Origin of the sequence: Phycicoccus jejuensis, assembly GCF_000720925.1 — a bacterium.
GTDB classification, from domain to species: Bacteria; Actinomycetota; Actinomycetes; order Actinomycetales; family Dermatophilaceae; genus Phycicoccus; species Phycicoccus jejuensis.
The window spans coordinates 71,143-94,873 of the sequence record NZ_JOEE01000011.1; the positions used below are offsets into that span (position 1 = coordinate 71,143).

Sequence of the window (23,731 nt, forward strand, 5' to 3'; positions counted from 1 at the left end):
GTCCCTTCGGACAGCTCCTCGTCGTGGGTGAGAGCGGCTCTGCGCCAGCCTTGTAGCGTTTCCGGCCGGGGACGACGAAGGAGCTGGACGTGGGTCGGGGACAGGTGCGTGGATGGGCCGCGCTCGCGGTGGTGGCGGCGCTCCTGCTGCCCCCGGCGACGGCGGTCGCCGCGCCGGCGGCGGCGGGCAGCGGGGTCGCCGCGGCGGCCGTCGCGCGACCGGAGGCGGGCAGCTACCGGGCCGTCTTCCCCGCCCGCCTGGCCGACACCCGCACCACCGGCCAGAGGCTGCGCCCCGGTGGGCGGCTCGTCGTCCCGGTCGTCGGTCGCGGGGGGCTCCCCGCCGCCGGGGTGGGTGCGGTGCAGCTGCACGTCACCGCCGTCGGGGCCTCCGGCACGAGCCACCTCACCGTCCACGCCTCCGGCACGACACCTCCTGCCGCGTCGTCCCTCAACTTCCCCCGCGCCCGCGCGGTCGCGAACACCGTCCTCGCGCGACCGGGGGCCGACGGCGCGGTCGTCGTCACCAGCGGCGGCGCGGCCGTCGACGTCGTCGTGGACCTCGTCGGGTGGTACGCCGCGAGCCCCCGGCCCACGACACCGGGCGTGCACGCCGTCGCGCCCGTGCGGGTCCTGGACACCCGCCGGACCGGGCGTCGGGTCTCGACGGTCCCGACGACGGTGCGGGTCACCACCGGCGCGGTGCCCGTCGGCGCCACCGCCGTCGTCGCCAACCTCACGTCGGTCTCGTCGAGCGCGAGCGGGCTGCCCCTGCTCTCGTGGGCGAACGGCAGCCCCCGCCCCTCCACGTCGAACGGCAACACGGTCCGCGACCAGGTCGTCGCCACCCAGGCGCTCGTCGGCGTCGGACCGGACGGTCGTCTGGCCCTCGCCATGGGGGCCGGCTCCACGCACCTCGTCGTCGACGTCGTCGGCTACCTCGTCGGTCCCTCCGCGGCGGGCGGGCGGCTCCAGGCGCTGCGGCCGACGCGTCTCGTCGACACCCGCACGAGCGGCGCCCCGGTCGGCTCGGGCCGCCGGCTCGACCAGCAGGTCGCCGGGCGCGGGGGCGTCCCGGCCGGCGCCTCGGCGGCCCTGCTCACCGTCACCGCGGTGCCCGGCCGGGGCGCCGCGGGCACGCTCGTCCTCGTCGGGACCGGGGAGCGCACCCCCGCGACGTCCGACGTCAACGCGCGCGACGACGTCCCGGTCGCCCGGCAGGTGCTCGTGCCCCTCGGTGTCGACGGCGGGGTCTCCGTCGTCCGGTCCGGGGGCAGGGGGCACGTCGTCGTCGACCTCGTCGGCTACGTCGGCGCCGTCCCGGAGCCGACGGTCGTCGTCGCACCGGGCGCGGCCGTCCTCGCCGAGGGGCTGCGCGACGGCCCGCTCCGCGACGACGCCGAGTCGGTGCTGCGGACCTCGGTCCGGCACGGCCTGAGGACCTGGTGGCCGAAGACCGCTCCGTCGCTGCTCGCCCGCCCGATGGACGCCGCGGCGCAGGCCGACCGGACCGACGCCGTCCGGCGCCTGTCCATGGAGGCGCTCGGGGTGTCGACGGCGCTCGCCACCGACGTCTACGACGCGCAGGACGCGGGGATGTCGCGGGCGCAGGCGCTCGCCGTGGTCGACCGGGTCGTCGGCACCGTCGCCTGCCGGCACCGGGCCACGCGCGTCGGCGGGTGGGGGCACTCCTGGCAGAGCACGATGTGGTCCTCGCTCGCGGCCCGGGCGGCGTGGCTGTCGTGGACCGGCCTGTCCGCACGGACCCGGGAGTGCGTGCGCGACATGGTGGTCTCGGAGGCCGACTTCGCGACGACGGCCGAGCCGTACGTCATGGTGTCGAGGTCCGGCGTGGTCCTGCGCCCGGGCAACTCCGGCTCCGAGGAGAGCTCGTGGTTCGCCCTCGCCCCGGCCGTCGCCCTGGCGATGCTCCCCACCGCGGAGCGCCGCGACGTCTGGCGGGCGGCCCAGGTGCGCCTGCTCGCGAACTCGTTCAGCCGCCGTGCCGACCTCTCGAGCACGGCGACGGTCGACGGGATCCCGCTGAGGTCGCTCCTCCTGGGCTGGAACGTCGAGGACGACGGGTCGGTCGTCAACCACGACCGCGTCGCCCCCGACTACGCGACCAACGCCTACCAGAACGTCGACGCCGTGCTCCTGGCCCGGCTGGCGGGGACCGACGCGCCCCAGGCGGCGTTCGTCGGGCTGCCCGCGGTGTACGCCGGGCTGGTCGACACCGAGTACGACGTGGCCGACGGGTACGCCGCGCCCGGAGGCAGCGTGTACCGCCCGCGGCCCCCCGCCGACGCCGGTGACGTCGACGACGCCGCGACCCGGTCCGGGTACGGCGTCTACTACCCCCAGGGCTGCGACTGGGGGGAGGGGCAGGTGCTGCCCTTCGCGCTGCTCGACACCCAGGCGGCGGCGTTCGGCTTCGCCGACGGGCCGCGCGGCGCCGGGGCCCGGGCGGCCGCGGTCCACCACCTGTCCCTCGCGGTGCAGATGCAGGCCCGCTCGACAGACGGCCGGATGTACGTCGACCCCCGCGAGTACACCTACGTCGGCCGCGAGGAGCACACCGCGCAGCTCGCCGCGCAGCTCGTCCTCACCCTGGCCCTCTCGCCGCTCTCCGCCGACGACGACGACGTGCGCGTGGCGCCGGACGCGACGTCCACCGCCCCGCTCGACGCGCCACCGCCGGCGGGTGACGAGTCCCTGCTCATCGACCCGCGGGCGTCCTCGGACGGGTGAGCGTCGTGTACTCGTGGTGCACGACGAACCCCGCCCTCCGGTAGAGCTCCTGCGCGGCCGCGTTGTCGGTGTCGGTCTGCAGGTGCAGGGACCGCACACCCCGGTCGGCCGCCGCGCCGGCGAGCCGGCGCAGCAGCGCGGAGGCCACACCCCGCCGGCGGGCCCGCGGTTCCACGAACATCGCGGCGATGCCGCCCCACGTCGACGCCACGCCCAGGCGCCCGACGCCGAGGACGCCCTCGTCGTCCTCGACCGACGCGAACACCTGCTCCGGCGACCCGGTGAGCACGGCGCGCGCCGGTCCCTCGGGCGCCTCGCGGTAGCCGCGGTAGGCGTCGAACCAGCGGTCCTCGAGCGTGGTCGAGGTCGTGACCCGCAGCCCTCCGTGGGCCGGCTCCGGCACGGCGGCCAGCACCTCGTCGACGGCGGCGGTGAGGGCGCTCGTGGCGACCCGGGGGACGTAGCCGCGCGCGACGAGCAGGGCTCCGAGCGGGTCGGCGTCCGGTCGGACGCCGACCGGCCCGGCGAGCGTCAGCATCGACGGCAGCCCTCGCTGGCCGTACCAGGCCTCGACGAGCTCGGCGGCCCGCTCGAGCGTCGTGCCCGGGTCGCCCACCGTGAGAGCGGAGTTGGCGCGGTGCGTGAAGCCCGACGTCGCACGCAGCAGCCAGTCGCCGAGGTGCTCGTTCTCGGCCGCCGGCCACGCGCCGACCATGACGCGCTCCAGGTCGTCGACCGAGAGGGCGAGGTGGGGTGCGCCGCGCCGGGACGGGCGCGGCGGCAGCTCCTTGACGACCGTCACCGACGGCCGGGGGACGGCGACCTCGCCGCGGCGGGTGCGGACGAGCAGGTGGTCGGCATCGACCGCGAGGAGGTCGCCGACGACGTCGGTCAGCGTCGCCCCCGAGAACGGGTCGGGCGCCGGGAGCCGGTGCCGGACGACGACGCGTGTCCCGACGGGCGGGACGTCGGGGGAGTGCGGCGGCGGGCCGCCCTCCGGGATGCTCATGGCGTGAATAGTATGGGCGGCATGACGTACGTGATCGCGCAGCCCTGTGTGGACCTGAAGGACAAGGCCTGCATCGAGGAGTGCCCCGTCGACTGCATCTACGAGGGCGAGCGCAGCCTCTACATCCACCCCGACGAGTGCGTCGACTGCGGTGCGTGCGAGCCGGTCTGCCCGGTCGAGGCGATCTACTACGAGGACGACGTCCCCGAGCAGTGGGCCGACTACTACAAGGCGAACGTCGAGTTCTTCGACGACCTCGGCAGCCCCGGCGGCGCGGCCAAGCTCGGCGTCATCGCCAAGGACCACCCGATCATCGCCGACCTGCCCCCGCAGGAGCACGACGAGTGACGGGGTGCTGACCCTCCCCGACTTCCCCTGGGACTCGCTCGCTCCGGCCAAGGAGCGGGCGAGCGCCTTTTCCGACCCCGACCTCGGGCCGGACGCGGGGCACGGGCTCGTCGACCTGTCGGTCGGCACCCCCGTCGACCCGACCCCCGGGCTCGTGCAGCGCGCGCTCGCCGAGGCGGCGGACGCCCCGGGCTACCCGCAGACCTACGGCACACCGGACCTGCGCGAGGCCGTGGCCGCCTGGTTCGCGGCGCGGCGCGGCGTGCCGGGGCTCGACCCCGCCGGTGTCCTGCCCACGGTCGGCTCCAAGGAGCTCGTCGCGTGGCTGCCGACCCTCCTCGGGCTGGGGGAGGGCGACGTCGTCGGCTTCCCGCGCGTCGCCTACCCGACCTACGACGTCGGCGCCCGGCTGGCCCGCGCGGTGCCGATGGCGGTCGACGCGCTGACCGCCCTCGGTCCGCTCACCCCCGCCACCACGCCGCGGCTGCTGTGGCTCAACACCCCCGGCAACCCGACGGGCAAGGTCCTCGGTGTCGAGCACCTGCGCAAGGTCGTCGACTGGGCCCGCGAGCACGGCGTGCTCGTCGCCTCCGACGAGTGCTACGCCGAGCTGGACTGGCGTCCGCGAGAGGCGGGTTCGACCGAACCGCCCACCACGCCCTCGATCCTCGACCCGCGCGTCTGCGGCGGCTCGCACGAGGGGCTGCTCGCCGTCTACTCGCTCTCCAAGCAGTCCAACCTCGCCGGCTACCGGGCCGCCTTCGTCGCGGGCGACCCCGCCGTCGTGCGGCAGCTCCTCGAGGTGCGCAAGCACGCCGGGATGATCGTCCCCTGGCCCGTGCAGCGGGCCCTCGTGGCGGCCCTGTCCGACGCCGGCCACGTCGAGAAGCAGAAGGCGCGCTACGCCGCCCGGCGCGCGGTCCTGCAGCCGGCCGTCGAGGCCTTCGGGCTGCGCGTCGACGACTCCGAGGCCGGCCTCTACCTCTGGGCCACCGCGGGCGAGGGCTCGCGGACCACCCTCGACCGCCTCGCCGACCGGGGCGTGCTCGTGGCCCCCGGGGACTTCTACGGGCCCGCCGGTCGCGAGCACGTGCGCATCGCGCTCACCGCGACCGACGAGCGCATCGAGGCCGCCGCCCGTCGTCTGGCCCGACCCGAGCGTTGAATGTCACGTCGCCCCCGTTTTTTCCACCGGTGACCGGCGGGTAGGGTCGAAAGGACGCCCAACGCCCATCGACCCCAAGGATCGCGACATGACCGACGGAGCAACCCTCCACGCCGCGGGCACGCAGCTCGACCTCCCCCTCGTCCCCGCGACGGAGGGCAACAGCGGCTACGACATCTCGAAGCTGCTCAAGGAGACGGGGAACGTCACCCTCGACGCCGGGTTCACGAACACCGCCAGCTGCTCCAGCGCCATCACCTACATCGACGGCGACGCCGGCATCCTCCGCTACCGCGGCTACCCGATCGAGGAGCTCGCGACGAGCTCGACGTTCCTCGAGACCTCGTACCTGCTCATCTACGGCAACCTGCCGACCCCGACCGAGCTCACCGACTTCGAGGACCGCATCCGCGAGCACACGATGCTCCACGAGGACCTCAAGGGGTTCTTCCGCGGCTTCCCGCGCGACGCGCACCCGATGCCCGTCCTGTCCTCCGCCGTCTCGGCGCTGTCGACCTTCTACCAGGACAGCCTCGACCCGTTCGACGAGGACCAGGTCGAGATCTCGACGATCCGCCTCCTCGCCAAGCTGCCGACCATCGCGGCCTACGCGTACAAGAAGTCGATCGGCCAGCCGTTCCTGTACCCGGACAACGACCTCAGCCTCGTCGAGAACTTCCTCCGGATGACCTTCGGCGTCCCCGCGACCCGGTACGACCTCGACCCCGAGATCGTCAAGGCCGTCGAGCTCCTCCTCGTCCTGCACGCCGACCACGAGCAGAACTGCTCGACCTCGACCGTGCGCCTCGTCGGCTCCTCCCACGCGAACCTCTTCGCGTCGGTCTCGGCCGGCATCAACGCCCTCTTCGGCCCGCTGCACGGCGGCGCGAACCAGGCGGTCCTCGAGATGCTCGAGCGCATCGACGGCGCCGAGTACACCGCCGAGGAGTTCATGAAGAAGGTGAAGAACAAGGAGGACGGCGTCCGCCTCATGGGCTTCGGGCACCGGGTCTACAAGAACTACGACCCGCGCGCGGCCATCATCAAGGACACCGCCCACAGCATCCTCGCGAAGACCGGCGGCAACGACCGGCTCCTCGACATCGCGATGCGCCTCGAGGAGATCGCGCTGGCCGACGACTACTTCGTCGAGCGCAAGCTCTACCCGAACGTCGACTTCTACACCGGCCTCATCTACAAGTCGATGGGCTTCCCGACGCGGATGTTCACCGTCCTGTTCGCCCTCGGCCGCCTCCCGGGCTGGATCGCCCAGTGGCGCGAGATGATCGCCGACCCGGCGCTGAAGATCGGCCGCCCGCGGCAGGTCTACATCGGCGAGGGCGAGCGCTCCTACGTGCCGCTCGACCAGCGCTGACCGACCGCGCCCGCCGACGGCCCGGCACCCCACGGGGTGCCGGGCCGTCGCGCGTCCGGGGTGAGCCGTCAGGCGGCGAGGCGGATGACGACCTCGCGGTCGCCGACGCCGCCCCCGTCGGTCCACGTGAACGCCGAGTCGTCCATCGAGCGGTCCCAGTGCAGGCCGTGGGTGCTCACCTGGGTGGCGCCGGTGTCGGTGGCGCGGGCGACGGCCCACGAGGCGACCGCCCAGGCCTCCTTTGAGGAGCCGGTGCTCACCCGCACCGTCCCGTCGCGCCGGGTGGCGGTCAGGCCGAAGTCCTTCTTCACGAGGGCGACGAGCGCGTCGGGGTCGCCGGCCGACTCGGGGGCCTTGAGCGCGCACCCGATGCCGCGCGCCGTCTGGCCGGAGAGCACCGACGCCGTCGTGCGCGCCTTGTCCTCGTGCTGGGCGTAGGCCGACCCGGCGGCCGAGCGCTGCACCTCCTGGGCCGCGACGGCGATCTCCATCGAGGTGTAGCCCTTGACCTTCTCGAGCGCGTCGTAGAACTTGTTCGTCGAGTACTCGGGGTCGAGGATCTGCTCGGCCGAGCCCCAGCCCTGCGAGGGCCGCTGCTGGAACAGGCCGAGGGAGTCCCGGTCGCCGTAGCGCACGTTGCGCACCTTCGACTCCTGCATCGCCGTCGCGAGGGCGATGGAGGCGGCCCGCGGCGGCAGCCCCCGCTTGACCGCGATCGCGGTGATGGCGGCCGCGTTGCTCGCCTGGTCCGGAGCCCACTCGTGGGTGGTACCGGCGGCGGTGACGCGGCACTGCTCGCCGGACACCGCGTGGAGGAGGCGCTGCACGCCGCCCCAGCCGACGACACCGAGCCCGACGACGAGGGCGAGCACGAGCACGGCCGCGACCCGGCGGCCGCGGCGGGCGGGCCGGCGCTGCTCGGCGAGGGTCACGGAGCCCTTGCGGGTGCGCGGCATGGGGGACGGTCCTCCGGGGTACGGGTCTGGCGGTGGAGCGGGTGGTCGGTCAGTCGTTGGCGTGCAGGGCCGAGTTGAGGACGATGCCGTGCCCGTCGCGCGGGCGGGCCTCGACGGTGCCCGTCACCGAGTTGCGCAGGAAGAGCAGGTTGGACTGCCCGGACAGCTCACGGGCCTTGGTGACCGTGCCGTCCGGCAGCGTCACCTTGGTGCCGGCGGTCAGGTAGAGCCCGGCCTCCACGACGCAGTCGTCACCGAGGGCGATCCCGAGCCCGGCCTCGGCTCCGAGCAGGCAACGCCTGCCGATGCTCACGCGTTCCGTGCCGCCGCCGGAGAGGGTCCCCATCGTCGAGGCGCCGCCGCCGATGTCCGAGCCGTCGCCGACGACCACGCCCTGGCTGATCCGGCCCTCGATCATCGAGGACCCGAGCGTGCCGGCGTTGAAGTTGACGAAGCCCTCGTGCATGACGGTGGTGCCGCTCGCGAGGTGCGCGCCGAGGCGGACCCGGTCGGCGTCGCCGATCCGGACGCCGGTGGGCAGGACGTAGTCGACCATCCGCGGGAACTTGTCGACGGCGAGGACCTGGACCGGGCCGCGGGCCTGCATCCGGGCGCGGACGGTCTCGAAGCCCTCGACGGCGCAGGGCCCCTGGGTGGTCCACACGACGTTGGGGAGCACCCCGAAGAGCCCGTCCAGGTTGAGAGAGTTGGGCTCGGCGAGGCGGTGGGAGAGCAGGTGCAGGCGCAGGTAGGCGTCCTCCGTCGACGCCGGCGCGGCGTCGAGGTCGACCCGGACGGTCACCGTCTCGCGGGCCACGCCGCGCACCTCGTCGGCGACCGCGAGGGCCCGCAGCTCCTCGGGGGCCTCGGAGCCGCCGGGCTCGCCGAGGGCGGGGGCGGGGAACCAGGCGTCGAGGACGGTGCCCTCGGCCGTGCGGGTCAGGAGGCCGTGGCCCCAGGCGGTGCGCGTCATGGTCTCCAGCCTACGGGGGCGGCCCGGGCGCCCCGGACGACCCCGCCGAGCGCTCACTAGGGTGTCGGCATGACCGGTCCCACGCCCGTCCTCGACCTCTCCCTCGACGTCACGAGCCTCACAGCGCAGGTCTGCGACGTCCCGTCGGTCAGCCTCGACGAGGCGGCCCTCGCGGACGCCGTCGAGGCCGCCGTCCGCGCCGTCGGCCGCCTCGAGGTCACGCGCCTCGGCAACACGGTCGTCGCACGCACCGAGCTCGGTCGAGCCGAGCGCGTCGTCCTCGCCGGCCACCTCGACACCGTCCCCCTGACGAGCGACCCGGCCAACCTGCCGACCCGCCGCGTCCCCGGCGCAGACGGCGAGGTCCTGTGGGGCCGCGGCACGGTCGACATGAAGGGAGGGGTGGCGGTGATGCTCCGCGTCCTCCACGAGGTCGCCGAGCCGAACCGCGACATCACGTACGTCTTCTACGAGGGAGAGGAGATCGACAGCGAGTTCAACGGGCTGCTCCACGTCGAGCAGCAGGCGCCGCACCTCGTCCAGGACGCCGACTTCGCCGTGCTCCTCGAGCCGACCGACGGCCGCGTCGAGGGCGGCTGCAAGGGCACGCTGCGGGCCGAGGTGTCGACCAAGGGGATCGCGGCGCACTCGGCGCGCCCGTGGAAGGGCCACAACGCCATCCACGACGCCGCCGAGGTGCTGGCCCGGCTCGTCGCCTACCGGCCGCGGACGGTCGAGGTCGACGGGCTCGAGTTCGCCGAGGCGCTCAACGCCGTCAAGGTCGAGGGCGGCATCGCCGGCAACGTCATCCCCGACCGCTGCGTCGTCACCGTCAACTACCGCTATGCGCCCTCGCTGTCGCCGGAGGAGGCCGAGGCGCACGTCCGGGAGGTCTTCGACGGCTTCGAGGTGAGCGTCGGCGACAACGCCGGTGGCGCGCGTCCCGGCCTGCACCTGCCCGCGGCGAAGGCGTTCGTCGAGGCCCTCGACCTGCCGGTCCTCGCCAAGCAGGGCTGGACCGACGTCGCCCGCTTCTCGGCGATGGGCGTGCCGGCCGTCAACTTCGGCCCGGGCGACCCCAACCTCGCCCACATGGACGACGAGCAGTGCCCGGTGGCGCAGTACGACGCCTGCGAGGCCGCCCTCCTGCGCTGGCTGCGCGGGTCGGACGGGTGAGCCACCTAGGCTGACGCCGTGGAGACCCCCGAGCAGCCGCAGGAGCGCGACTACCACCAGGGCCCGGTCGTCATGCGCCGGTCCAAGGTGCCGCGCTCGACCACCGACCAGCGCCTCCTCGACAGCCGCGGCTCCGCGGAGTGGGTCCACTCCGACCCGTGGCGCGTCATGCGGGTGACGTCGGAGTTCGTCACCGGCTTCGGGGCGCTCGCCGAGCTCGGCCCGGCGGTCAGCGTCTTCGGCTCGGCCCGCACCCGCCCCGACAGCCCCGAGTACGCGCTCGGCGAGCGCGTCGGCCGGGCCCTCGTCGAGGCCGGCTACGCCGTCATCACCGGGGGCGGTCCCGGCGCGATGGAGGCGGCGAACAAGGGGGCGCTCGAGGCCGACGGCACCTCGGTCGGCCTGGGCATCGAGCTGCCCTTCGAGGCGGGCCTCAACCCCTACGTCGACCTCGGCGTCAACTTCCGCTACTTCTTCGCCCGCAAGACGATGTTCGTCAAGTACGCGTGCGGCTTCGTCGTCCTGCCCGGCGGCTTCGGCACCCTCGACGAGCTCTTCGAGGCGGTGACCCTCGTGCAGACGCAGAAGGTCACGAGCTTCCCGATCGTCCTGCTCGGCACCGACTACTGGGGCGGCCTGCTCGACTGGCTGCGCGGGACCGCCGTGGCGGCCGGCACGATCAGCGAGAAGGACCTCGCGCTGCTCATCGTCACCGACGACCCCGACGAGGCCGTGCGCGTCGTCGTCGAGGCCGACCGGGCGGTCGCCGAGCAGCGGGCCGCGACGGCCCGGCCCGAGTGACACCGAGGACCCGGCCGGGCCGCAGGTCCGGATCGTAGGATCCCCCTCGTGGTCCCGGTCCTGCTCGCCCTCGTCGCGCTGGCGCTCGTCGCCGTCGTGGCCCTCGTGGCGACCGGCCGCCTGCGCGTCGACCCCCTCGCCGACGCCGTGACGACCACGCCCGACCACGGCCTGCCGCCCGAGCCGGCGGCCGCCGACGTGCGCTCCGTCCGCTTCGACACCGCCGCCCGCGGCTACCGGATGGACGAGGTCGACGCCCACCTGCTCGACCTCGCCGACACCCTCGCGGCGCGTGAGCGCGACGTCGCCGAGCTGCGGGGCGACGCCGCGGCGCCGGCCCCCGCCGACCCGACCGACCCCACCTCCCGGGAGACCTGATGGCCTTCACGATCCGCCGCGCGAGCGACCTGCCCCGCGAGGCCGCCTGGGACGCCGTGACCGACCTGCGCGCCCACACCGCCCACGTCCCGCTCACCGACGTCGAGGTGCCCGACGGCGGCCTCGCCCTCGGGGCCGAGGTCAACGCGGTCACCCGCCTCGGGCCGGTCGCCGGCTCGGACCGGATGCTCGTCACCGCGCTCGAGCCCGGGCGCCGGCTGCGGCTGGTCAAGACCGGCTGGTTCCTGCGCGGCTGGGCCGACATCACCGTCGACGACGACCCCGCCGGCAGCCGCGTCACGTGGACCGAGGAGATCTGGCTCCCCGGCCTGCGCCGCCTGACGCGCCCGGTCGGCGACCGCCTCGGACCGCTGCTGTTCGGCAAGGTCGTCGAGGGCCTCGTGGCCGGCGCCGAGCGCCGTCGGGGCGGCTCGTGACCTGGTCGGTCCTCGCGGCGGTCCTCGGTGTCGGCGCGGTCCTCGGCGCGGCGTGGTGGCTGGGCCGCCAGCGGACGGACGACGAGGTGCTCGTCGACGACCCGCGGGCCGGCACCTACCGCACGGCCTTCCGGGGCTACCGCACCGACCAGGTCGACGAGGTCGTCGACCGGCTCGAGGCCCGCATCGCCGAGCGCGAGGCCGAGCTGCGGGTGCTGCGCGGCGAGGCGCCGCCGGCGCCCGCCGCCCCGACGGGGGCGGGGGAGGACGAGCCGCCCCCTCGAGGACGTCCGGCACCCGGGCGTGACCCGGTTGCCGGACGCCCCGCGCCGCTGCGCCGCACCGACCTCCTCGCCCCGCTGGCCTACCTCCTCGTCGCGGCCTACGTGACGATGCACCTGCTCGGCGCGGTCCGCACCGGCTACCTGTCGCAGGGCGTGCAGGACCAGCAGGCCTTCGAGTGGTACTTCGGGGCGACCGCGCACAACCTCGCCACGCTCTCCAACCCGCTGCTCAGCGACCTCCAGAACTTCCCGACGGGCGTCAACCTCATGGCCAACGCCGCGGTCCTCGGGCTCGGGGTGCCGCTGACCCCGCTCACCCTCCTCGCCGGGCCGGAGGTCACCTTCGTCCTCGTCGAGCTCCTCGGCCTGGCCCTGACGGCGAGCGGCTGGTACTGGCTCGTGCGCCGGCGGCTCGCGGTGCACCCGCTCGCCGCCTTCCTCGGGGGGGCGCTCGCGGGGTTCGGCCCGGGGATGGTCAGCCACGCCAACGGGCACCCCAACTTCGTCGTCCAGGCCCTCGTGCCGGTGATCGTCGACCGGGTGCTGCGGCTCGCCGAGGGGCGCCGTCCGATGCGCGACGGGGTCGTCCTCGGGCTGCTCGTCGCGTGGCAGGTGCTCATCGGCGAGGAGGTGCTGCTGCTCACGGCGGTCGGGCTGCTCGTCGGTGGCGTCGTGTGGGCCGCCCACGGGCGCGTCCGCTGGCGCCCGCTCCTCACCGGCGGCGGGGTGGCCGGCCTCGTCGCCCTCGTGCTCGTGGGCTTCCCCCTCTGGTGGCAGTTCCTCGGCCCGCAGAGCTACGCCTCCATCTGGCACCCGCCCGGCGGCAACGACCTCGCCCAGCTGTGGGGGAGGGCCACGCGCACCGTGGGGGCGGACCCGTGGGCGTCCGCGGCCCTCTCGATGAACCGCACCGAGGAGAACTCGTTCTTCGGCGTCGCCCTCTGGGTGGCCGTCGGGCTCACCGTGGTCGCGCTGTGGCGCAGCGTCGTCGTCCGGGCGCTGGCGGCGGTCGTCGTCGTCACCTGCTGGCTCTCGCTCGGCGAGGAGGTCACCCTCCACGGCACGGCGCTCGGCATACCCGGGCCGTGGGCGCTCCTCGAGCTCGTGCCCGTCGTCCAGAACGTCCTGCCGACCCGGTTCACCCTCGTCGCCCTCCCGGTGCTCGGGGTGCTCCTCGCCCTCGGCGTCGAGCACCTGCGGCGGGCCGTCGACCGGTTCGCCGACCAGCCCGGGCCCGGGCTCGCGCTCGGTCTCGCCGCAGGAGTCGTCGCCCTGCTGCCCGTCGTCCCGACCCCCCTCGTCGTCGACCCGCGTCCCGTCGTCCCCGCGTTCTTCACGCAGGGCACGTGGCGTGAGCACGTCGACGACGGCGGCTCGGTCCTCGCGGTGCCCCCGCCGAACGTCGCCGACGCGCGCGCCCTGGAGTGGCAGGCCGCCGCCCGCTGGGGCTTCCCCGTCGTCGCCGGCTACTTCGTCGGCCCGAACGGGGGCCCCGACCGGGGCGGCCAGTACGGCGCCACCCCGACCGGGCTCACCGTGTGGCTGGCTCAGGTCGCGCAGACCGACGTCGTCGTCCCCGCGAGCGCGCAGGAGCGGGCCGGCTTCGTCGAGAACCTGCGCGACGGGCGCGTCGACGCCGTCGTCCTGCCCGACGACCGCCCGGCGGCCGGCTCCCTGCGAGACTCTCTCGTGACGCTCCTCGGTGACCCGCAGCACCTCGACGGGGTGTATCTCTGGGACGTGAGGAGGCTGACCGATGGCGCAGGCTGAGCTGGCCCCCGCCACCGAGGCCGTGACCGGCACCGGTCGCGGCCCGCTGCTGCGCCGCCTCGCGACCTCCGCCGGGCGGCACGAGCTCGCCGGGCGCGCCCTCCAGCGGCCGGTCCTCACCATCCTCGCCGTGTACGCCGTCTCGCGGGTCGTCGCCCTCGCGGCGCTCTGGGTCGCCGCGACCTGGTTCCAGAACCCCGCGGGCGTCGGCCACCAGGACCCCACCGTCGGCGACCTCGTCGGGCTCTGGGACGGCGTCTGGTACCACCGCATCGTCGAGGACGGCTACCCCGTCCCGCTGCCGCGCGACGCCGACAACGGGCGGATCACCTACAGCGCGTGGGCCTTCTACCCGCTCTACCCCTACCTCGTGAAGGGGCTGATGTTCACCGGGATGTCCTTCGAGGTCGCGGGGGTCGTCCTCAACCTCGTCCTCGGCGCCGTCGGGGCCGTGCTCATCCACGCGCTCTTCCGCAGCACCTACCACGCGGCGCGCCAGCCGCAGCGCGAGCGCCTCGCCCTCGTCGCCGCGTGCCTCTGGTGCTTCTACCCGACGACGTCGATCATGCTCAAGCCGTACACCGAGGCGCTCGCCGTGGCCCTCGTCGCCGCCGCGCTGCTCGTCCTCGTGCGGCGCCACTACCTCCTCGTGGCGGCGGTCGCCCTGCCCCTCGGCTTCACGCGCGGCGTCGCCCCGGCCCTCGGGCTCGCGGTGCTCATCCACCTCGGGGTCCGCTGGCGCGAGGAGCGGGCCGCCGGGCTGCGCCCGCTCGCCGGGCAGTGGCCGCGGATCGTCGTCATGCTCGCCTCGGTCGGCGTCAGCGCGATCGCGTGGCCGGCCGTCGCCGGGTTCGCCACCGGCGTCCCGACCGCGTTCTTCGACGTGCAGGCCGCGTGGGGCCAGAAGCCCGCCGACGGCCCGTTCGTCCTGTGGTTCCAGTGGGCCTGGGACGGCAAGGGCCTGGCCGGCGTGCTCGTCCTCGTCGCCCTCGCCGCCACCTACGTCGCGCTCGTCCTCGGCCGGCACGGGCGCTGGATGAGCGTCGAGATGCGCGTGTGGGCCCTCGCCTACCCGTTCTTCCTCTTCGCCGTCGTCCGGCCGATCACCTCGATGTGGCGCTTCCTCCTCCTCGACATGCCGCTGGCCGCGCTCGTGGCGTCGGTCGCGATGCGCACGGCCGACGGCGGGCAGGTCGTGCCGCACTGGAAACGGCGGGTGGCCGTCGTCGTCGTGGTCCTCGTCGGCGGCATCCTCTGGTGGACCTGCAGCCTCCTCACGTACACCCCGTGGGGCTCCTTCCCCCCGTGACGTGCGGGTTCGGATTTCGCCACGCCGCAAGCCTGCTGCGATAATGGTCTCCGAGTCTCGGCGGTCCGGCGTCGAGCAGGACGCGGCGCGACCCACGCTGCCGCGACGAAGAAGGGAATCACGCCATGGCGGCAATGAAGCCGAGGACGGGCGACGGCCCGCTCGAGGTCACCAAGGAAGGTCGCGGCATCGTGCTGCGCATGCCCCTCGAGGGCGGTGGGCGGCTCGTCGTCGAGATGACCCCCGACGAGGTGCGCGCGCTGGGCGAGGCCATCGACAACTGCGACGGTCTCTGACCGGCAGGCCGCCGACGGGAGCCCCCACCGATCATCCGGTGGGGGCTCCGTCGTGTCCGGGGGAGGTGTCGCGGCGAGCGTGCGGGGTACGCGGTGAGACGGTGTGGCGCCGCCGCGCCGCCCCCGCCTACGGTCGAGGGCCACGACACGACGACCCGCCGGGACACGGCGGCCGAGGAGGACCCACGGATGAACGCCGGCTACGGACTGACGGTGCGCTGGTCGCTCGAGGACGCCCCTGCGGGGGTGGCCGACGAGCTGCGCGAGTACGTCGTCGGCACCTCGATCGCGCGCTTCATGTTCCTCGACGGCCTGGCCTTCAAGGTGTGGCGGATGCGCGAGGGCGAGTGGTTCGAGGGCACCTACGTCTTCGACAGCGAGCAGGAGCGGCAGCACTTCCGCGAGGGGTTCGAGCCGGGGGCGGCCACCGCGCCGGGCAGCGCGATCATCGGGTCGGCGCCGAGCACGATCGAGGAGTGGGAGGTCGTCGCGATCGCCGAGGGCCCGGCCGGCTTCCGCCGGGGCGCGGGGCCCTCGGTCAGCTGACGCCGGTCCTCAGCGGCGGACGGCGACGAGCACGCCGTCGCTGACCGGCAGGAGCGCGGCGACGAGGTCGTCGTGGTCGCGCAGGGTCTTGCCCAGGTCGCGCAGCGTCGTCGTCGTGGCGTCCCGCGAGGCGGGGTCGGCGACCTTGTCGTGCCAGAGCATGTTGTCGACGACGAGCACCCCGCCGCTGCGCAGCAGCCGGACCGCGTGCTCGACGTAGGTCGGGTAGGTGTCCTTGTCGGCGTCGACGTGGACCATGTCGTAGCCACCGTCGGCCATCCGCGGCAGGACCTCGGCGGCGGCGCCGGTGATGACGCGCGTGCGCTGGTGCGGGTAGCCCGCCTCGGCGTACGCCTGGCGCGCGAGCCGCTGGTGCTCGGCCGAGACGTCGATCGTCGTGAGGATGCCGTCGTCGGGCATCCCCGAGAGCAGCCAGAGCCCGGAGGTGCCGGCGCCCGTCCCGACCTCGAGGACGTGCTTGGCCCGCACGCTCGCCGCGAGCAGGCGCAGCACGGCGCCCGCCCCGGTGCCGACGGGGGAGGCGGCGTCGAGCTCGGCGCCCCGGCGGCGGGCCGCCTCGACGACCTCGGGCTCGGGGACGAACTCCTCCGCGTAGGACCAGCTGGCCGGCTTCAGTCCGCTCATGGCGGCAACCCTAGTGCGCCCGGCAGGGGGTGGCGCGCCACCGGTTCCCAGCCGGCGTTCAGCCTTCCCGGGAACAATTCTCGGTTCCGGCACGTATCGATGGGTGGCATGAGCAGCGTGGTGAGCGAGGAACCGATGGCGACGACCGCAGACCCGGCCCCGGTGGGCACGGGGACCGCGTGGGTGCCCCCGTCGTGGGAGGAGGTCGTCGAGCAGCACTCGGCCCGCGTCTACCGCCTCGCCTACCGTCTGACCGGCAACGTCCACGACGCCGAGGACCTCACGCAGGACGTCTTCGTCCGCGTCTTCCGCTCGCTGCACACCTACCAGCCCGGCACCTTCGAGGGCTGGCTGCACCGGATCACGACCAACGTCTTCCTCGACAAGATGCGCCGCAAGCAGCGCATCCGCTTCGACGCCCTCTCGGACGAGTCGGCAGCGCGCCTGCCGAGCCGCGACCTCGGCCCCGAGCAGACCTTCGCCGACACCCACCTCGACGACGACGTCCAGCGCGCGCTCGACGCGCTCTCGCCGGACTTCCGCGCCGCGGTCGTCCTCTGCGACATCGAGGGCCTCTCCTACGAGGAGGTCGCCGCGACGCTCGGCATCAAGCTCGGGACGGTGCGCTCGCGCATCCACCGCGGCCGGGCCCAGCTGCGCGAGGCGCTCGCCCACCGGGCCCCCCGCCCGCGCCCCGAGGTCACCGCTCCCACCCGCCGCGGCCCGGTCGTCCGGCGACCCGCCGCCGGAGTCGTATGACGGCCCGCGCGGGCGTGCAGTGCCTCGGCGACGAGCTCTCGGAGTACGCCGCCGGCCGTCTCGGCGCGTCCCGCGAGCAGGCCTGGGACCGGCACCTCGTCGCCTGCGAGATGTGCCGTCACGCGGTCGGTCAGGAGCGCCGCCTGCGGGCGGCCCTCGCCGGCGCACCGTCGATGCCCGGTGACCTGCGCGTGACCCTGCTCGCCCTCGCGCGCGACCTCGAGCCGTCGGCCACCTCCGCGCCGGCGGCGGCCGCCGGACCGGACCCCCTCCGGCTGCTCGCCCCGTCCGCCCCGCCCTGCCACCGCAGCGCGCTGCGCGCCACCGTCGTGGCGGCCGCCGCGGCGGGCGTCTCCGCCGCGGCCGCCTGGAGCCTGACGGTCATCGGCAGCCCCGCCGTCGTGCGGCCCGCGGGCTCCCCGGCCGGGCCCGCCTCCGCGACGACGCGGGTCGCCGTCCCGCACGGGACGACGGCGTTCGCGCAGGTCAGCCTCACGACGCGCACCTCCCCGCCCGCGTCGTCGCGCCAGCAGGCACAATCGACGCCATGAGCGAACGGGACCGCGGGTCCGACGACTGGCAGCCGTGGGACCGCGAGCCCCCGAGCGGCCCGGCGACCGAGCCGGTGCCCGCCGCGGAGCCGCAGTGGGCGAGCGCCGCCGGCGCGGAGCCGACCACCGAGCTCCCGGCCGGCCCGCCCCCGCCGCCGTACCAGCCGATCAGCGGCTCGTGGGGCGCCCCGCCCGTGCCGCCCTCCGCCTCGGCGGCCCACCCCGTCTCGCAGCCCGAGCCCCGTCCCGGCCGGCGCGGCCCGGGGTGGGGCGCGCTCGTCGGCGTGGCCCTCGCGACAGCCCTCGTGGCCGGCACGACCGGTGGCATCGTCGGTGGTGCGCTGGCCGACCGCGGCTCGGGCTCGTCGGGCACGGCCGTCGCCGCCCCGCAGCCCGGGGCCGGTGCGACGACCCGGCCGCGCGGCTCGGTGGCCAACATCGCCGCCACGGCGCTGCCGAGCGTCGTGACGCTGCGTGTCGAGGGGGCGGACGGTGGCGCCACCGGCTCCGGCTGGGTCTACGACGACCAGGGGCACGTGGTGACGAACAACCACGTCGTCGCCGGCGCCGGCGACTCCACCATCACCGTCGTCCTCTCGAACGGGAAGCAGGTGTCCGGCAAGGTGGTCGGGCGTGACGGGTCCTACGACCTCGCCGTCGTGCGGGTCGAGGGCGCCGACCTCACGCCGCTGCCGGTGGGCAGCTCCGCCGACGTCGTCGTCGGTGACGAGGTCATCGCCGTCGGCGCGCCGCTCGGCCTCGACTCGACCGTGACGAGCGGCATCGTCAGTGCGCTCGACCGTCCCGTCACGCCGGGGCAGCAGGACGACCAGTCGTTCATCAACGCGATCCAGACCGACGCCGCGATCAACCCCGGCAACTCGGGCGGCCCGCTGCTCGACATGCAGGGCCGGGTCATCGGCGTCAACTCCGCCATCGCCCGGGTGCCGGGCACCTCGCTCGGCGGCCAGAGCGGCAACATCGGCGTCGGCTTCGCCATCCCCAGCGACCAGGTCGCGACGACCGTCGACCAGCTCATCAGGACCGGCAAGGCCGAGCACCCCATCATCGGCGTGTACCTCGACAGCTCCTACGACGGCGAGGGCGTGCGCGTCGCCGACGACGGGCCCGACGGCGACCCGGCGGTCAACCCGGGCGGACCGGCGGACGAGGCGGGCATCGAGGCCGGCGACGTCATCACCGCCTTCGAGGGCCGGCCGGTGACGGACGACGGCGAGCTCGTCGTCAAGATCCGCGCGCGCAAGGTCGGGGAGTCCGTCAAGCTGACCATCGTGCGCGACGGTCGGGAGCGGGATGTCACCATGGTGCTCCAGGGGTCGGAGTGACCCCCCGCAGCGAAGGGGCGTGACGCGGTGTTCGGCGTCAACGGGTGGGAGATCATCCTGCTCGCACTCATCGCGGTGTTCGTGCTCGGCCCGGACAAGCTGCCGGAGTACGCGGCCAAGCTCGCGCACGGCATCCGCCGGCTGCGGGTGATGGCCGAGGGCGCCAAGGACTCGCTGCGCGACCAGCTCGGCCCGGAGTACGACGACATCGACTGGCGTCAGTACGACCCGCGCCAGTACGACCCCCGACGCATCGTCCGCGAGGCGCTGCTCGACCCGCTCGACGAGGCCGTCGCCCCGGTGCGCGGCGAGATCTCGAGCGTGCGCGACGCCGCCCGGGTGCGTCGTCCGGCGGGTGACGCGGCCGCCGCCGGAGCGGCCGGGGCCGCGGCCGGGGCGACCGCTGCGGCGGCGAACGGGTCGGCCGCCGCGTCGACCCCCTCCGACACCGACGCCGACCTCGGCGACGGGTACGTCGAGGACGGCTACGACGACGAGTACGTCACCGTGCAGCCGTGGATGACGCCGACGGCGTTCGACCCCGCGCTGCCGACACCGTTCGACACCGACGCGACCTGACCGGCCCGGCCGGCCGCGTCGGAAGGGTCGTCAGCGGCCGACCGGCGAGAGGCCGAGCGAGCGACCGGCGAGGCCGCGCGAGCGCGTGGCGAGGCCGGAGGCGATACCCCGCAGCGCGACCGCGGCGGGGGAGTCCGGCTCGCCGAGGACGACCGGGCTGCCCTGGTCGGCGCCGATGCGCAGGCGCGTGTCGAGCGGGATCTGGCCGAGCAGCGGGACCTCGGCGCCGATCGAGCGCGAGAGGGACTCGGCGACCTCACGGCCGCCGCCGGAGCCGAAGATCTCCTCGCGGGAGCCGTCGGGCAGCTCGAGCCAGCTCATGTTCTCGATGACGCCGGCGACCCGCTGGTGGGTCTGGAGGGCGATGGAGCCGGCGCGCTCGGCGACCTCGGCGGCCGCCTGCTGCGGCGTCGTGACGACGAGGATCTCGGCGCCCGGGATGAGCTGCGCGACGGAGATCGCGATGTCGCCGGTGCCCGGCGGGAGGTCGAGGAGGAGGACGTCGAGGTCGCCCCAGAAGACGTCGGCGAGGAACTGCTGCAGCGCCCGGTGGAGCATCGGCCCGCGCCAGACGACCGGCTGGTTGCCGGGCACGAACATCCCGATCGAGATGACCTTCACGTCGTGGCTGACCGGCGGCATGATCATGTCGTCGACCTGGGTCGGCTTGTGCTCGACGCCGAGCATCCGGGGGATCGAGAAGCCGTAGATGTCGGCGTCGACGACCCCGACGCGCAGGCCCTGCGCGGCGAGGGCGGCCGCGAGGTTGGCGGTGACCGAGCTCTTGCCGACGCCGCCCTTGCCGGAGGCGACGGCGTAGACGCGGGTCAGCGAGCCGGCCTTGGCGAAGGGGACCTCGCGCTCGGCGGTGCCGCCGCGCAGCTTCGTCTTGAGCTCGGCGCGCTGCTCGTCGCTCATGACGCCGAGGGTGACGCTGACGTCGGTGACGCCGTCGACCGCCGCCAGGGCGTTCGTCGTGTCCCGGGTCAGCGTGTCCTTGAGCGGGCAGGCGGCCACGGTGAGCAGGACGGTGACGGCCACGCGGCCGTCGTCGTCGCACGCGAGGTCGCCGACCATCCCGAGCTCGGTGATCGGGCGCCGGATCTCGGGGTCGATGACCTTCTCGAGGGCGGCGTGGAGGACGTCGGTGCTGACCTGCGGCATACCCCCGAGTCTAGGTCCGCGGCGCGGTCCGGCCGTCGTCGGCCCCGGCCGGAGCGGGGGGCTGTTGCACGACGACGAGGCCGCGCTCCTCCATCTCGTCGAGCAGGTCGCGCAGCTCGCTGCGGACGAAGTCGCGGGTCGCGGTGTCGCGCATGGCGATGCGCAGTGCGGCGACCTCGCGGGTGAGGAACTCGGTGTCGGCGAGGTTGCGCTCGTCGCGCGAGCGGTCCTGCTCCAGGGCGACGCGGTCGCGGTCGGCCTGGCGGTTCTGCGCTAGGAGGATGAGCGGGGCGGCGTACGAGGCCTGCAGCGACAGGATGAGCGTGAGCAGCGTGTAGTTGAGCGAGCGGGGGTCGAACTGGAGCACAGCCGGCAGGAAGGTGTTCCAGGCGAGCCAGACGACGACGAAGACCGTCATCCCGATGAGGAAGTACGCGGTGCCCATGAACCGGGCGAACTTCTCGGACAGGACGCCGAAGGCCTCCCCGGAGAACGCGGCGGGCAGCGTGAAGCGCCGCCGGCCGGCCTCGCGGGGGGTGTCGATGCGGGAGCGGCGCTCGCGCTCAGCCACGGGTCACCTCCTCGTGGGGGACGACGTCGTGGCGCTCCTCGCGCCAGTCGTCGGGAAGGATGTGGTCGAGCACGTCGTCGACGGTGACCGCGCCGAGCAGGTGCCCCTCCTCGTCGACGACCGGCATGCCGACGAGGTCGTACGTGGCGAGCGTCCGGGTCACCTGGCCCAGGCTCGCGGTGGGCGGCAGCGGCTCGACGTCCTTGTCGAGGATGCCGCCGATCGGCTGGTGCGGCGCCTCGCGCAGGAGCCGCTGGATGTGGACGACGCCGAGGAACTTGCCGGTGGGGGTCTCCAGCGGCGGGCGGCAGACGAACACGGTGCAGGCCAGCGCGGTCGAGAGCTCCTGGCGGCGGACGACGGCGAGGGCCTCGGCGATCGACGCCTCCGGGCCGAGGATGACCGGCTCGGTCGTCATGAGGCCACCGGCGGTGTTCTCGTCGTAGGTGAGGAGGCGGCGCAGGTCCGCGGCCTCGTCGGCGTCCATCTTCTCGAGCAGCTCCTCCTGGCGCTCCGGCGGCAGCTCGGAGAGGAGGTCGGCGGCGTCGTCGGGCTCCATCGCCTCAAGGACGTCGGCGGCGCGGGCGACCTCGAGGCCGACGAGGATCTCGACCTGGTCGTCCTCGGGCAGCTCCTCGATGACGTCGGCGAGGCGCTCGTCGGTGAGGGCGGCGGCGACCTCGGCGCGGCGGCGCGGGCTGAGGTCGTGGATGACCTCGGCGAGGTCGGCGGGCTTGAGGTCCTCGTAGGTCTCGAGCAGCTTGGCCGCGCCCTGCCCCTCGCTCGCGGTGCGCAGGCCGACGACGTCCTCGATCGTCGCGACGAAGGTCTCGCCACGGCGGCGCCCGAGGCGGCCGAGGCGGGAGGGGCGCGAGGCGTCGAGGCGCACGGCGACGCGGGTGACGTTCCAGCCGCGCTGGCCGAGCTGCTCGATGCCGACGTCCTGGACCGTGGCGGTCGCGATGTCGCCGTCCTCGGTGCGGACCTGGACGGTGCGCTCGAGGAGCTCGGCGACGACGAGGGTCTCGTTCGGGCGCTGCTCGAAGCGGCGCATGTTGACCAGGCCGGTCGTGATGACCTGGCCGCCCTCGACGGACGTGACCCGGGTCATCGGGACGAACACGCGGCGGCGGCCCGGCACCTCCACGACGAGGCCGATGGCCCGCGGACGGGACTTCGTGGCGCTGAACGTGACGACGACGTCGCGAACGCGGCCCACCTTGTCGCCGAGCGGGTCGAAGACGTCCAGCTCGGACAGGCGGCCGACGAAGGCCCGGGTCGGCGTGCTCACGTCCGACAGGCTATCCGCCGTCGGAGGGGGGCGTGGACGGCTCGTCCGGGGTGTTGCGCCGGGCGCCGGCCCGGCCGCGCCAGTGCCAGGGGCGCCACCGCGCGGTCGCGGGCGCCGCGGGTCGGACGGGGGCCGCGCCGCTGCTCGTGCCGTGGTGGCCGGGCTGCTCGCCGGGTCGGCCGTGCGGGGTGAGGACGTGGAGGGTGTTGTGCGCCCGCCAGCGCTCGAGGACCTCCTCGGCGCTGCCCGGGGCGTTGAGCCGCTCGGGCCGCAGGACCGCCGCGGCCTGCTCCCACGCGTCGGTGCCCGGCTCGAGGACGCTGGTGGTGGCGTGGATGGTGAGGAGGCGGCCGCCGGTGTCCTTGCTGCGCAGGACGAGCTCGACCTCGTCGGGCAGCCACGGCAGGTGCTGCTCACCGGGGCCGGAGACGACGTAGGCCGCCGGCCCGGTGCCCCGCTCGTCGCCGTCGTCGTGCCACACGTGCCAGACCGGGTACGTCGAACCGTCCGGCAGGCGGACCCACAGCAGCCCCGACTTGGACGCGGCCTCGTTGAGCAGCTTCGTCACGTCGACCCGCGGGGGAGCGGGCGCGGCGGGCGTGACGTCGGCGGCGGCGCTGGCGTCGGTGGTCGCCTCGTCGGACATGTCCAGCACTCTCCCACAGCACCCGCTCGTCCCGGCTGCTTCGCATTGCGACGCACTCGGGACGAGCGGTCGTGGTGCGTCCCGCCGGTGCCGTCTCGCCCTGCCGGTGCGACCTCGCCCGGCCGGTGCCTCATGGCACGCCGGCACGGCGAGACCCGGGCGGCACGGCGTGACCACGACGGCGGGGCTGCGAGGGGGTCGGGCAGGAGGGGAGCCGGAGGGGGGTCTGCTTCTCTCGCGACGACGAATTTTGTTCTGCTGAGGGCGAACCGAGCCTCGTCGGCCCTTGTCCGTCGAACACGTGTTCGGTACACTGAGGCATGGACACCGAGACCCTCTCCCGCCGCATCGCGGGTCTGCGCGAGGAGTGCGCGCGGCTGGGTCGTGAGCTGGTCGAGCAGGGTCACGGCCTGTCGCCGGAGGAGGCGTTCGCGCTCGCCGGGGAGCTGCAGGGTGTCGTGAACGCGGCCGAGGGAGCCACGGCGGTGGCGGGGGCGTGGGGCGCTCGGGTGGAGACGACGGTGCGCTCGGGCTCGTGGGAGCGGGTGCACCCGGTGGGGTTCGTCGACGCGATGGCCTCGACGCGGATGTCGCTCGCGACGGGGC

Annotated in this window: 25 protein-coding genes; 17 read left to right on the forward strand and 8 right to left on the reverse strand. The window is 74.7% G+C overall.

The genetic code is table 11. From position 1 onward, the window contains the following. Positions 1 to 89: 89 nt before the first annotated feature. Positions 90 to 2,750: a hypothetical protein gene (locus tag IG69_RS21315; RefSeq protein ID WP_051750719.1), complete on the forward strand. Its 2,661-nt coding sequence runs from the start codon at positions 90 to 92 to the stop codon at positions 2,748 to 2,750. On the opposite strand, the gene IG69_RS0117925 is transcribed toward IG69_RS21315, so the two are convergent. Further along, on the reverse strand, positions 2,719 to 3,759 hold the full coding sequence (locus IG69_RS0117925; RefSeq protein ID WP_051750720.1) for a GNAT family N-acetyltransferase: 1,041 nt from the start codon (positions 3,757 to 3,759) through the stop codon (positions 2,719 to 2,721). The two genes, IG69_RS21315 and IG69_RS0117925, sit on opposite strands and share 32 nt — an antisense overlap. A gap of 21 nt (positions 3,760 to 3,780) precedes the next feature. Between IG69_RS0117925 and fdxA the strand changes: the two genes are divergently transcribed. From fdxA to IG69_RS0117940, 3 genes are all read left to right on the forward strand, one after another. Further along, the gene (fdxA, locus tag IG69_RS0117930) at positions 3,781 to 4,107 is read left to right on the forward strand and encodes a ferredoxin (RefSeq protein ID WP_030529541.1); all 327 of its coding nucleotides are present in this window, start codon (positions 3,781 to 3,783) and stop codon (positions 4,105 to 4,107) included. Positions 4,108 to 4,111: 4 nt separating this feature from the next. Next, complete coding sequence (gene dapC, locus IG69_RS0117935) at positions 4,112 to 5,272, forward strand: succinyldiaminopimelate transaminase (RefSeq protein ID WP_030529542.1); 1,161 nt, start codon at positions 4,112 to 4,114, stop codon at positions 5,270 to 5,272. An 88-nt stretch (positions 5,273 to 5,360) separates the two neighbouring features. After that, positions 5,361 to 6,647 (forward strand): citrate synthase, encoded by a 1,287-nt coding sequence (locus IG69_RS0117940; RefSeq protein ID WP_030529543.1) that lies wholly within the window; start codon positions 5,361 to 5,363, stop codon positions 6,645 to 6,647. A 68-nt stretch (positions 6,648 to 6,715) separates the two neighbouring features. Here IG69_RS0117940 and IG69_RS0117945 read toward each other — a convergent pair whose 3' ends face one another. Further along, a complete protein-coding gene (locus IG69_RS0117945) occupies positions 6,716 to 7,603 on the reverse strand; it encodes a hypothetical protein (protein ID WP_030529544.1) in 888 nt (295 codons plus the stop codon). A gap of 49 nt (positions 7,604 to 7,652) precedes the next feature. Continuing rightward, positions 7,653 to 8,576 (reverse strand): 2,3,4,5-tetrahydropyridine-2,6-dicarboxylate N-succinyltransferase, encoded by a 924-nt coding sequence (gene dapD / locus IG69_RS0117950; RefSeq protein WP_030529545.1) that lies wholly within the window; start codon positions 8,574 to 8,576, stop codon positions 7,653 to 7,655. Positions 8,577 to 8,645: 69 nt separating this feature from the next. Between dapD and dapE the strand changes: the two genes are divergently transcribed. The 8 genes from dapE to IG69_RS0117990 all read left to right on the forward strand — a co-directional run bounded on the left by dapE (position 8,646) and on the right by IG69_RS0117990 (position 15,573). Continuing rightward, positions 8,646 to 9,752 carry a succinyl-diaminopimelate desuccinylase gene (gene dapE, locus IG69_RS0117955; protein ID WP_030529546.1) on the forward strand — a complete coding sequence of 369 codons (1,107 nt, stop codon included), beginning with the start codon at positions 8,646 to 8,648 and terminating at the stop codon, positions 9,750 to 9,752. A 72-nt stretch (positions 9,753 to 9,824) separates the two neighbouring features. Beyond that, complete coding sequence (locus IG69_RS0117960) at positions 9,825 to 10,553, forward strand: LOG family protein (protein WP_051750728.1); 729 nt, start codon at positions 9,825 to 9,827, stop codon at positions 10,551 to 10,553. Positions 10,554 to 10,601: 48 nt separating this feature from the next. Beyond that, positions 10,602 to 10,931 (forward strand): DivIVA domain-containing protein, encoded by a 330-nt coding sequence (locus IG69_RS0117965; protein WP_051750721.1) that lies wholly within the window; start codon positions 10,602 to 10,604, stop codon positions 10,929 to 10,931. Then, positions 10,931 to 11,368 (forward strand): SRPBCC family protein, encoded by a 438-nt coding sequence (locus IG69_RS0117970; RefSeq protein ID WP_030529549.1) that lies wholly within the window; start codon positions 10,931 to 10,933, stop codon positions 11,366 to 11,368. Before IG69_RS0117965 ends, IG69_RS0117970 begins: the two co-directional genes overlap by 1 nt. Then, positions 11,365 to 13,422, forward strand: a complete 2,058-nt coding sequence (locus tag IG69_RS0117975) for a DivIVA domain-containing protein (RefSeq protein WP_051750722.1) — start codon at positions 11,365 to 11,367, stop codon at positions 13,420 to 13,422. The genes IG69_RS0117970 and IG69_RS0117975 overlap by 4 nt, the downstream gene beginning before the upstream one ends. Further along, positions 13,409 to 14,731, forward strand: coding sequence for a hypothetical protein (locus IG69_RS0117980; protein ID WP_245616192.1), 1,323 nt, complete (start codon positions 13,409 to 13,411; stop codon positions 14,729 to 14,731). The genes IG69_RS0117975 and IG69_RS0117980 overlap by 14 nt, the downstream gene beginning before the upstream one ends. Before the next feature lie 125 nt (positions 14,732 to 14,856). Continuing rightward, positions 14,857 to 15,027, forward strand: a complete 171-nt coding sequence (locus IG69_RS21805) for a DUF3117 domain-containing protein (protein ID WP_084696920.1) — start codon at positions 14,857 to 14,859, stop codon at positions 15,025 to 15,027. A gap of 189 nt (positions 15,028 to 15,216) precedes the next feature. After that, the gene (locus tag IG69_RS0117990; protein WP_030529552.1) at positions 15,217 to 15,573 is read left to right on the forward strand and encodes a hypothetical protein; all 357 of its coding nucleotides are present in this window, start codon (positions 15,217 to 15,219) and stop codon (positions 15,571 to 15,573) included. A 9-nt stretch (positions 15,574 to 15,582) separates the two neighbouring features. Here IG69_RS0117990 and IG69_RS0117995 read toward each other — a convergent pair whose 3' ends face one another. Further along, complete coding sequence (locus IG69_RS0117995) at positions 15,583 to 16,218, reverse strand: O-methyltransferase (RefSeq protein WP_030529553.1); 636 nt, start codon at positions 16,216 to 16,218, stop codon at positions 15,583 to 15,585. A gap of 135 nt (positions 16,219 to 16,353) precedes the next feature. Between IG69_RS0117995 and sigE the strand changes: the two genes are divergently transcribed. The 4 genes from sigE to IG69_RS21320 are packed head-to-tail and all read left to right on the forward strand — an operon-like array spanning position 16,354 to position 19,453. Beyond that, positions 16,354 to 16,977 carry an RNA polymerase sigma factor SigE gene (sigE, locus tag IG69_RS0118000; protein WP_051750730.1) on the forward strand — a complete coding sequence of 208 codons (624 nt, stop codon included), beginning with the start codon at positions 16,354 to 16,356 and terminating at the stop codon, positions 16,975 to 16,977. Further along, positions 16,974 to 17,528 (forward strand): anti-sigma factor family protein, encoded by a 555-nt coding sequence (locus tag IG69_RS0118005; protein ID WP_030529555.1) that lies wholly within the window; start codon positions 16,974 to 16,976, stop codon positions 17,526 to 17,528. The genes sigE and IG69_RS0118005 overlap by 4 nt, the downstream gene beginning before the upstream one ends. Next, the gene (locus IG69_RS0118010; RefSeq protein WP_036830596.1) at positions 17,525 to 18,874 is read left to right on the forward strand and encodes a S1C family serine protease; all 1,350 of its coding nucleotides are present in this window, start codon (positions 17,525 to 17,527) and stop codon (positions 18,872 to 18,874) included. The genes IG69_RS0118005 and IG69_RS0118010 overlap by 4 nt, the downstream gene beginning before the upstream one ends. 27 nt (positions 18,875 to 18,901) lie before the next feature. Beyond that, a complete protein-coding gene (locus IG69_RS21320) occupies positions 18,902 to 19,453 on the forward strand; it encodes a twin-arginine translocase TatA/TatE family subunit (RefSeq protein WP_051750723.1) in 552 nt (183 codons plus the stop codon). A 30-nt stretch (positions 19,454 to 19,483) separates the two neighbouring features. Here the strand turns inward: IG69_RS21320 and IG69_RS0118020 are convergent, their stop codons facing one another. Genes IG69_RS0118020 through IG69_RS21325 form a run of 4 tightly spaced genes read right to left on the reverse strand, consistent with a single transcriptional unit; the run spans position 19,484 to position 23,125 of the window. Continuing rightward, on the reverse strand, positions 19,484 to 20,617 hold the full coding sequence (locus IG69_RS0118020) for an Mrp/NBP35 family ATP-binding protein (protein WP_030529558.1): 1,134 nt from the start codon (positions 20,615 to 20,617) through the stop codon (positions 19,484 to 19,486). A 10-nt stretch (positions 20,618 to 20,627) separates the two neighbouring features. Beyond that, positions 20,628 to 21,188 carry a DUF1003 domain-containing protein gene (locus tag IG69_RS0118025; protein WP_051750724.1) on the reverse strand — a complete coding sequence of 187 codons (561 nt, stop codon included), beginning with the start codon at positions 21,186 to 21,188 and terminating at the stop codon, positions 20,628 to 20,630. After that, entirely contained in the window at positions 21,181 to 22,479 is a 1,299-nt protein-coding gene (locus IG69_RS0118030; RefSeq protein WP_030529560.1) for a magnesium transporter MgtE N-terminal domain-containing protein, read from the reverse strand. Before IG69_RS0118030 ends, IG69_RS0118025 begins: the two co-directional genes overlap by 8 nt. Before the next feature lie 10 nt (positions 22,480 to 22,489). Further along, positions 22,490 to 23,125 carry a hypothetical protein gene (locus IG69_RS21325; protein WP_051750725.1) on the reverse strand — a complete coding sequence of 212 codons (636 nt, stop codon included), beginning with the start codon at positions 23,123 to 23,125 and terminating at the stop codon, positions 22,490 to 22,492. Between the two features lie 320 nt (positions 23,126 to 23,445). Between IG69_RS21325 and IG69_RS0118040 the strand changes: the two genes are divergently transcribed. Continuing rightward, positions 23,446 to 23,731, forward strand: a 286-nt coding sequence (locus IG69_RS0118040) for a hypothetical protein (protein WP_030529562.1), incomplete at its 3' end; no start/stop codon positions are given.